Genomic DNA, 8,957 nt, shown 5'->3' with positions numbered 1-8,957 from the left:
AATCTCTTTTGGGTAGTGAATTACCTTATTTCCTTCCATATCTGGATTGGTCCAGATGCCCAAAAGATTAAAATCATCATTAACTCTAACAGGTATGAAGTATCTAAGTCCTTTATCATCCAAATCTATTAATTCCAATTTTACATTATCTTTAACAAATATTCCAAGACCATAATATTGGTTTTCACCAACCCAAAAATAATTGGAAGCAAATTCACCATATTCTTTTAAATTAACTATTACAGGATTTTCACATTCCTGAATTACATAAATATCTGCATCCTCTTCAAGAATAGTTGGAAATTTTTCACTAAACTTACCATTAACATTCCAGGATATAATTTTCATAAAAACAACTCCTTTAATATATCTTATTAATAAGTTATGTTAGTGGATTAATTTAAAATTAATGTAGTTATGTTTTGATTAATGTGATTGTTATCCAAATCATAAAAACACATGCAAAATCAGCAAAGTTTGAAAGAGCCGATTTATATCCATCCCTTAAGTATTTAAACATTGAATGATAGATATATGTTTTTACTGATTTTATAGGTGTGTTTCAGAGCGGTCAAATGAGATGGGCTCAAGACCTATTGCTTAGTGCTTCGTGGGTTCGAGTCCCACCACACCTACTTAACTGACATGAAGAGACGCTTCTTTTGAAAATCAATAGTTTTAATCCCCGTATAATGCATTAACTTTTTACAGAATGTATTAATGATTATAATTAACATACAGAATTATCCAATCGAATATTTAATTTAAAATCTGGTTTCATGAGGTTTTAATAAATTCTGAATACAAAAATTGAAATTTCTAAAGTAATTCTTCTAGATTAAACTACACTTTAATAGCAAAGGAAATCAAAAATCCGGCGCTTGGAAAAAATCAGATTGCAGAAATATGAAACCTAATTGATTTAATTAAAGACAATTACGTTATCTTAATAACTGCAAGCCTTTAGAGACGTTCACATAAAATATTAAGAGATATAAAAAGAGAGGAGGTCCTGCCGAATCATGGGAAAAATCCAGAGCAATATCTGATTATAGAATCCAATCCTTGAACACGCAGGATGTATGAAAAGTCAGGTATTGATACAAGAGAAAAGCGATTTTATATAAAAAATGAATATGGAAATGATTTTTTATCATTTCTAAACTTTATAAAAACACAATAAATATTTCTGTTAATGCTGGAAAGATTTTCAATCCACATAATCATTCCTGTTAATTTTTTTATATGCATTTTCATCGTCCAGTAAGTGATTTAAATAATCTGAAGCATCATCATATGTAATGAATAACTTTTCAAATTCAAATTCATCCCATATTTCATTAAAGCGTTTTAAAATATAATCCCTCGGTAACTCATCAGCTATTGCAGTGAGATTTTTGTTTAAGGAATAGGTAATCGGTTCATATTCCCCAAAATATCTCTCAGATAAATAAATCGGATTGATACTTAATATAAACTGTTTTAAAATCTCGTCACATCCTTTTTTAAAGTCTTTTGTGTGGACGTTATTGTAATAAGCTTTTGACTCCAAAGAATATATTATGCCCGGATGGTCATTTCTTTTGATGGCTAAATCATAATGCAGGTCAATAAATTCCACCAGATTTTCACCATCGCTTTTATCGCAGTTACTGATGCATATATCATAGTACTCCTGATAATAGAAAAGATCTCCGCAGCAGTCAGTAAACAAATCCGCCCTGTTTTTATTGTCGCTCCAGTAAAGCTTTGCTTTTTCAGTTACTCTTAATTCATGGGGAGCGATTTTTTCAGGTATTTCACGTTTAATCAGTTCCTTTTGATCTTGAGGTTTTTCAGGAACCTTCAGGCCATTGCTTTTAAGTATTTTTTTAAGCTTTTTAGGATTATACGAGTCAAGGATTTCATCAACAATATCCATATTTAAATCATCTTCAATATAGCCTTCACTTATAAGCTTATTTTTAATGTTAGGGATGGAAATGTTATAAAATACTTTTAAATCATTTAAAGCCTCCTGGACAGTCATGAATTCCTCAAAAATCAAATAAAAGAATTCTTTAATAAGTAATGTTTCATGTTTAAAGTAATCCTCGGGAATTTCATCCAAATCATAGACCAATGAGCGTAAGCTCATACAATAATTTTCATAATCGCTTTTTAATGCCAAATACACCGCCTCCTATTATAAGTTAAACAGATAATCACTTAAATCATGCTGAATTTCATGACGTGTAATCTCAGCAATATCGTTAATGTATACCAGCAGTATCTCTCTTGAAATTCTGAATGAGTGGCTGCCGTAATTGAGTATCAGACCGTCCAAATCAAGTTCGAGAACGTATTTTGCCATAAGTTCCAACGTAGTTGGAAAAGCATATAACCTGCGTTGATTATTTTCATAATATTTTTTTAACGGGAATCATATGTTCCGGAGAGCTGAAAATCAAACAGTACTCGCCATTGAATTCATTGACTGTTAAAAACCCGTCAGAAGAGATATCCTCATATATTAGAATTTTGGATGTGAAATCATCTGCTGAAGATACAAGAGTGAATAAATCCCTTTTTGACAATTTATGAATCAGATGCTCGAATGAAAAATCAGAACCGGTCAGATATTCATCAATATCCGCATTTTCATTTTCAAAAATATTCATCAGTTCATCGTCACTGAATTCTGATTTTTTATTGTAATATCTTGTAAATGACGTCATCATATCAAGGGCATCACGTATAACGTCTTGGGATATGAAAAAATTATCAATATGAGGGTTTACAATTATGCCTTCAAAATTTTCATTTTCCAGATATTGCACAACATCACTGAACTGCCATGCCACAGGTTCAATATTTGCCCCTTCAAATTCCAGATTATACTCATTCATGCTTGTAAATGCAGGTATTGCAACACCGCTTTCACCTTCATCTCCAAGAAGAAGTAACCCCGCTCCACATGCAGGACATATGAATGTTGAAAATCTCACTTCCCTTTTTAAATCAGTTATTAATTATTCATCAATATATTCGTCCGGAAAATCGAATATATCTTCAATTATTTTTTGCAAATGATTATTTCTGACATCATGAATGTTCATTTTATCACGCCCCGGAGAGTTTAAAGCTGACAGTTATAATATAATCTGTTTTTAATCGTTGAATACTTGTCCGCAAATCATGAAAAGTTAAAATTATATATGAAGAAATGCTTTGTTATTTTTATAATACGTGCAATAAAGTTAATCACCGTTGAATATTATTGACAAGCAGGCACCTTCATGTTTTTGAATATCATTTTTATTTTTCTGGGAATCATTGTTTTATAAAATCATTCAATTAAATCATATACCTGGATTTTATGCTTTATTGGTATTGTATTGCTTTATCCAGGTATTCGGATAAGTTCATTATATAATTTACTAATTTTTTAGATATGTGTGTCAGCGGTCAAATGAGATAGGTTAAAAATTAATTCTATTTAAACCCGAGAAAAATTAAAGAAGTAAAATAGCTTAAATTTGAAATCAAAGCATTTTAGTAAAAATTTTATGCAATGAACAAATTCAAGTGTAAAATAAAAAGAACAATAACATGCCAATGTAAGATATAAAAAACAAAATAAATTATTTGAGAAAAACAAATAACATCGATTTTCACTTAAATTTTGACATGATTTCTACAAGGTTAAATCATTTATATTTATACCAAGCTTTTGCTTTATAAGGAGTGTATCCATTAATTAACTTAAAACTAATTCCATTATATTTACATTTTGAAGAAATTTTAGTAATTATTTTACCTTTACTATTTTTAAACCAAATTTTTACTTTTAAAAGTTTAGCGTGTTTTGGCGGGTCTATTCCATGATAATGAATATGAACATAAACTCCTTTTTTATACTGTTCATCTTTTTTTGCATATATTACAGACAATATGTCTCCATATTTATTGAGTTTTATAGTAGGATAAAAATGTGAAGGAGTAACTTTTGAGGTTACTGTTTTTGTCGGATATTTTAATACTACTTTGGATTTTGCAGTTACGGTATTATAATTTCGACAGGTGTACTTTGCTGAGAAAGTATATGTTCCGGGATTTGTCAGTTTAACTTTTTTAGAAGCTATTCCGTCAATATTGGGATAAGCTGTATATGTTTTTCCGTTGATTGTGAATACAACCTTGCCTTGATCTATCTCTCCACCGTATTTATCAGTTATTTTTGCTTTGAGTGTTACATAGTTGGTGTTTTCAGCATTTATTTTATAAGTTGTGATTTTTGCTGCCGCTTTTGTTATTTTCACATCAATAAATTTGTATAAGATTTTCCCCTGATAATTTGTAGAGATATATGCGGTATACTCTCCTGCTTCAAGCAGTGGAGGATGGGATGTAATGCCTGTAAAACCTGTATTATCCACACAGTCTGCATCATATCGAAGATCTCCGTAGAACTCTTCAGATATCTCCTGATTTTTAATTAAATTACCATTTGGTCCCTTTAGACTAACTTTCAATGGTTCAAAAGATTTATATTCAGTAACATAATCTTCCACTACCAGTTCAGCTGCAGTATCACTATTGGCAGTGCCCGAAACAAAATCTGTTGTGTTATCCCCTGCAGATACAGCACCAATCACTAAAAACAGCATGCAAATTCCAAATAATACTTTTGTTAGTGTTTTCATTGTTATCCCTGTTAAATAATTAATGTTTGAGTTAATACTCATCAATATTGTTATATCTGTTGCCAATAATTTAAATTATTATCGAAATAGCTCAGATACAAAAAAATTTCACTAATGGAATTAACTTATTAGACTAAATTGCTTTCTTGAGATTATAACTTGTTTTCAAGATTACATGAAATTCAAAAGCGAATCAAAAAATGAAAATAACATTAACGACTGCCATTTTCAGATAGAAAAGTACCTTTATAAACCATGTGATATATATGTAGGACTTAAATCAGGTATGATTTTCAACATCCGGACCGTTAATGTAAAAGTCATCACATAAAAATAGAAAATTAACATTAACGTTAATGATTCAATAGCTGAAGAATACAGGTTACTAAAAAGAATACTTTGCATAATTCAGCATTTCAACAAAAGCAATTGAATATAAATAATATGTGTGTAAGATATATTAATACAGATTAAAAAGGAGGTTTAAATTATGAAGTTAAAAATGATGGGAATTTTGTCTCTCATGTTATTAGTCGCACTGACATTGAGTGCAACAAGTGCGGCTGAGAACAACACCACAGATGAGATAATCAGTATGGAAAATGACCCCGACAGTGAATCAGTTAGTTTAGAGCAGGCAAGTGATGATTCAAATGAAAGTAAAGAGCCTGACGTTTTAGCTAAAAGCAGTGAAGATGTTTTGTCAAGTACAGTCACTGCACCAATATTGTCTTCAAGTTTAAAGGCACCGGAAAAACTTACAGCAACAAAATCAACACCTGCCAAAGTCAAAACAACTAAAAAAAGCATATATAATGTATTCAAAGGCAAATCCAAATACAAATGGAAAATCAAAAAGACAACCTGGAATAAAATGAAAAAACAGGCCATTAAAGAATACAAATTTTTTAAAAAACATGGCAGTTCCCATCCAGGATATTCAAAAAGCGTGAAAGTTACGCTAATAAAAGGAGGTCATAAATATAGAGGAGTGGCATTTGCAGTTAAAAATTACCGTGGAATCAGATGCGAAGTAAGAGGACTGCCAAACGGAGTGAGGGCATCAACATGGGGCGATTATTAGTCACTGAAAAAGCCTTATATGCACGAAGTTAAATAACATCTTTATTAACAGCCATTACCATTTAATTCAAATTCAATCTGAGAAAAAAAGAGGTATTGATTTAATTAACACTTACATAAAAAAAATAATGGGAAATATGCTTAAAACAGCATATTACCTTGTTTTAGCTTTACTTAATTTGTTTATTTCACTGCTGATTTTTTGTCCGCCTATTCTAGGAGTACAGAAGCTGTCAGGGAACTGATATCTAGTGAATAAAAACAAAGAATATTTGTTTGGAGGTGCAGTTTGAAGTCCCTGTTTTCCTCCAAATGAAATGCATATTATTCCTCTTGCTTTGACACTTTTGTACACATAATTATTGCCATTGTAATAATGTCTATATGTTTGTTTTATGAATTTATTTGTATTAATTTCATAAAAAACTGGTTTATTTGTATTTTTAGCAGCTACAAGTTTTTTATATTTGGATAACGGCACTACAATCTTATATTCTTTTACATTAAAAGTTCTTGCTTTTTTTGAAGTGCTGTAAACATATAATTTAGCTTTGCCGACACCCTTATCTAAATAATTTCCAGATTTAAATATAGCAGAATAAGTGTATGTTCCGGCTTTTTTTATTTTAACTGTTTTAGTGGCGACCCCATTTTTAGTTTTAACAGTGTATGATTTACCATTGACTTTAAAAGTAACAGTTCCATCTTCACGATAACCGTAGCTGTCTTTAACTGTTGCCTTCATAGTTAAAGTATCTGAAGTAGTCCCATAATAAGCTTTACAGAAAACATCCCCTGCAAAATAAGCTTTCTCAACAACTACGCTATTAACTAATGGATCTGCAGTATAGTAAGAATCTTCTAAGCATATTGTTATTTCATGATTGCCTACAGGAAGTTTGTCTTCAACCCAATAATAGCCATTTTCTTCATCCCACCAGACCTCATATTCATTTCCTTTTTCATCATACATGCACACATATGCATCATCAATATAATCGGCACCATCTTTAACTTTGCAGGATATAAACTGTTCCTCATAATCCAGTACCTTTTTATCACCTGAATAACCATTATAGTCTGTAATATCGATTATGACTACCTTTTCATCCCCATAAACATCATCCGAAGTAGTTTCGATTCCTAAAACAATATCTTCAGTGTTATAATTTGAATTAACCTCTGCATTAAGTTCCACACTAGCTGTTGTATTTTCATTTGCAGCTGTTATCCCAACACCTACAAATAAAACAAGCAAAAGTGCACCCAATACAATTAAACTTTTAAATTTCATGATAAAGTATATCTAAATTGATATTAAAATATTTTAATATTTTTATTCAACCACGTGTAGTTTCAATATTACTGCTGCTGCTTGAACTGCTACTACTGCTGCCACTACTTTTACTACTGCTTGAAGAACTGCTGTCAGCAGTTGTTTCTACACTAGAATCATCCGAATATTGGTATTGGTCCTGATACGAATCACTGTATCCGTTCCAATAGCCGTCTTCACGTGCCCTATTCATATCTTCCTGAGTAAACTTTTTGTTATCATCGTTGTCGTTTTTAACAACGGCATTATTGCTGCTGCCTGTGCTGACAGTTTTTTCAGTTGAGTTTGCAGTGTTATTATCTGAAAAATGAACAGTGGCGTTTGCAATCGGAGTGTCGCTTCTTACATCATCATAGAAACTGACGACCGCATAGGCAGGATTACCATCACAAACAGCACCCATACCATTACCGACACTAATGTTAGAACCCGCCTTAATATCCAGCATATTCCAGGCACACGGCGCCTTTCCAATAACCACACCGGAATCATCATAAAAAACAATTCTAGCTTCAAGATAACTGAAATCCTTCAAAGGACTGATATGCCCCTTAATACTATAAATACCATACTGATCCTTAACAACATTAATATCACTGATTTTTAAAGCATCCTTATTCTGATTCGTAAATCCGAAAGCAAATACTCCGCAAAGAATGATTAACACCGCAATTATTGCCGCAATAATTATAATATGTTTAGTTTCCATGTTTTCACCTTATTACTCCAGATTACCATCAACTATATTGGGTCTGTTATTTTTATCATAGTCATAGCTTAAACCATCATTCTGACCGCCTGCTATACTGTCAGACTGGCTTTGAGATTGGGAATCACTATAACTGTTGCTGTAACCTTCATCACGTGCTTTGTCCATGTCTTCCTGAGTAAACTTTCTGTTGTTGTCATTGTCGTTTTTAACAGCATCACTGCTGCTGGCGGTGCTTACAGTTTTGTTAGTGGAATTTGTAGTATTGTTTTTTGATAAATGAACGGTGGCGTTTGCTATCGCAGTGTCGCTTCTTACATCATCATAGAAACTGACGACCGCATAGGCAGGATTGCCATCACAAACAGCACCCATACCATTACCTACGCTGATGTTAGAACCTGCCTTAATATCCAGCATATTCCAGGCACACGGCGCCTTTCCAATAATCGCACCGGAATCATCATAAAAAACAATTCTAGCTTCAAGATAACTGAAATCCTTCAAAGGACTGATATGCCCCTTAAGACTATAAATACCATACTGATCCTTAACAACATTAATGTCACTGATTTTTAAAGCATCTTTATTCTGATTCATGAATCCGAAAGCAAATGCTCCGCAAAGAATGACTAATACCCCAATTATTGCCACAATAACTATAATATGTTTAGTTTCCATGTTCTCGCCCCAATTAAAAAGTATCAACTGGTTTAATATATCTTATTATCATGTTATAATTTTATCCCATTTCATTATTTTTAAAAGATTTAAAATGATAAAAACAGTTTTTTCAATAAAAAAATTAATGGATGTAATTAATTCATAAAAAAATTACATCACATTTAATCTTTAGTTATTTATCTTATTTCCGGCATCGTCAAAACCTGGCTCATCCATATCAATATATCCGTTATCACCGACATGATACTCAACCATACCATATTTATTTGACATATATTCGTTTACTTCCTTTTCACTATACATTGGAGTTCCATCAGACTTGTAGGCATAAGCGGAAGGCCCTTCGCTACTTGCTGAACTATCTCCTCCATTATTGTTTTGCTGAACGGCAACTTCTTTTTTGCCCCATATAATGCTGTCAATGATATGGCTTACAATATCCTTGTTTTTGCTTATGACA

At 31.9% G+C, this 8,957-nt stretch carries 11 protein-coding genes and 1 tRNA gene; 3 read left to right on the top strand and 9 right to left on the bottom strand.

Translation table 11 applies throughout. The features are described from left to right. Nucleotides 1-348 (bottom strand): hypothetical protein (locus QZU75_RS11895; protein ID WP_296883997.1); only part of this gene is annotated, 348 nt, incomplete at its 3' end. A gap of 205 nt (nt 349-553) precedes the next feature. Between QZU75_RS11895 and QZU75_RS11890 the strand changes: the two genes are divergently transcribed. Beyond that, nucleotides 554-635 (top strand) — tRNA-Leu (locus QZU75_RS11890). A gap of 575 nt (nt 636-1,210) precedes the next feature. Here the strand turns inward: QZU75_RS11890 and QZU75_RS11885 are convergent. From QZU75_RS11885 to QZU75_RS11870, 4 genes are all read right to left on the bottom strand, one after another. Further along, a complete protein-coding gene (locus QZU75_RS11885; RefSeq protein WP_296883995.1) occupies nt 1,211-2,170 on the bottom strand; it encodes a hypothetical protein in 960 nt (319 codons plus the stop codon). Between the two features lie 15 nt (nt 2,171-2,185). Beyond that, complete coding sequence (locus QZU75_RS11880) at nt 2,186-2,353, bottom strand: hypothetical protein (protein ID WP_296883993.1); 168 nt, start codon at nt 2,351-2,353, stop codon at nt 2,186-2,188. A gap of 46 nt (nt 2,354-2,399) precedes the next feature. Next, nucleotides 2,400-2,987 carry an SseB family protein gene (locus QZU75_RS11875; RefSeq protein WP_296883991.1) on the bottom strand — a complete coding sequence of 196 codons (588 nt, stop codon included), beginning with the start codon at nt 2,985-2,987 and terminating at the stop codon, nt 2,400-2,402. A 702-nt stretch (nt 2,988-3,689) separates the two neighbouring features. Further along, nucleotides 3,690-4,685, bottom strand: coding sequence for an Ig-like domain-containing protein (locus QZU75_RS11870; protein ID WP_296883990.1), 996 nt, complete (start codon nt 4,683-4,685; stop codon nt 3,690-3,692). A 175-nt stretch (nt 4,686-4,860) separates the two neighbouring features. On the opposite strand from QZU75_RS11870, the gene QZU75_RS11865 reads away from it, so the two are divergent. Both QZU75_RS11865 and QZU75_RS11860 read left to right on the top strand, forming a co-directional pair. Beyond that, nucleotides 4,861-5,016 (top strand): hypothetical protein, encoded by a 156-nt coding sequence (locus QZU75_RS11865; RefSeq protein WP_296883988.1) that lies wholly within the window; start codon nt 4,861-4,863, stop codon nt 5,014-5,016. Between the two features lie 159 nt (nt 5,017-5,175). Then, on the top strand, nt 5,176-5,769 hold the full coding sequence (locus QZU75_RS11860; RefSeq protein ID WP_296883986.1) for a hypothetical protein: 594 nt from the start codon (nt 5,176-5,178) through the stop codon (nt 5,767-5,769). A gap of 153 nt (nt 5,770-5,922) precedes the next feature. Here the strand turns inward: QZU75_RS11860 and QZU75_RS11855 are convergent, their stop codons facing one another. The 4 genes from QZU75_RS11855 to QZU75_RS11840 form a co-directional block, all read right to left on the bottom strand. Then, nucleotides 5,923-7,062, bottom strand: a complete 1,140-nt coding sequence (locus QZU75_RS11855) for an Ig-like domain-containing protein (protein ID WP_296883984.1) — start codon at nt 7,060-7,062, stop codon at nt 5,923-5,925. 46 nt (nt 7,063-7,108) lie between these two features. Continuing rightward, on the bottom strand, nt 7,109-7,813 hold the full coding sequence (locus QZU75_RS11850; protein WP_296883983.1) for a hypothetical protein: 705 nt from the start codon (nt 7,811-7,813) through the stop codon (nt 7,109-7,111). A 12-nt stretch (nt 7,814-7,825) separates the two neighbouring features. Further along, nucleotides 7,826-8,494 carry a hypothetical protein gene (locus QZU75_RS11845; RefSeq protein WP_296883982.1) on the bottom strand — a complete coding sequence of 223 codons (669 nt, stop codon included), beginning with the start codon at nt 8,492-8,494 and terminating at the stop codon, nt 7,826-7,828. Nucleotides 8,495-8,665: 171 nt separating this feature from the next. After that, a partial coding sequence (locus QZU75_RS11840) for a hypothetical protein (RefSeq protein WP_296883980.1) occupies nt 8,666-8,957 on the bottom strand: 292 nt, incomplete at its 5' end.

The organism is uncultured Methanobrevibacter sp., from assembly GCF_902764455.1.
In the GTDB taxonomy this organism is placed as follows: Archaea; Methanobacteriota; Methanobacteria; order Methanobacteriales; family Methanobacteriaceae; genus Methanocatella.
The sequence above is the reverse complement of the archived record's forward strand: the minus strand, read 5'-3'. Positions and strand labels throughout refer to the sequence as shown.

Coding starts and splice junctions, on each gene's coding strand:
- QZU75_RS11865 (WP_296883988.1), top strand. CDS start 4,861: ATGAAATTCAAAAGCGAATCAAAAAATGAAAATAACATTAACGACTGC.
- QZU75_RS11870 (WP_296883990.1), bottom strand. CDS start 4,685: ATGAAAACACTAACAAAAGTATTATTTGGAATTTGCATGCTGTTTTTA.
- QZU75_RS11880 (WP_296883993.1), bottom strand. CDS start 2,353: ATGGCAAAATACGTTCTCGAACTTGATTTGGACGGTCTGATACTCAAT.
- QZU75_RS11855 (WP_296883984.1), bottom strand. CDS start 7,062: ATGAAATTTAAAAGTTTAATTGTATTGGGTGCACTTTTGCTTGTTTTA.
- QZU75_RS11850 (WP_296883983.1), bottom strand. CDS start 7,813: ATGGAAACTAAACATATTATAATTATTGCGGCAATAATTGCGGTGTTA.
- QZU75_RS11860 (WP_296883986.1), top strand. CDS start 5,176: ATGAAGTTAAAAATGATGGGAATTTTGTCTCTCATGTTATTAGTCGCA.
- QZU75_RS11845 (WP_296883982.1), bottom strand. CDS start 8,494: ATGGAAACTAAACATATTATAGTTATTGTGGCAATAATTGGGGTATTA.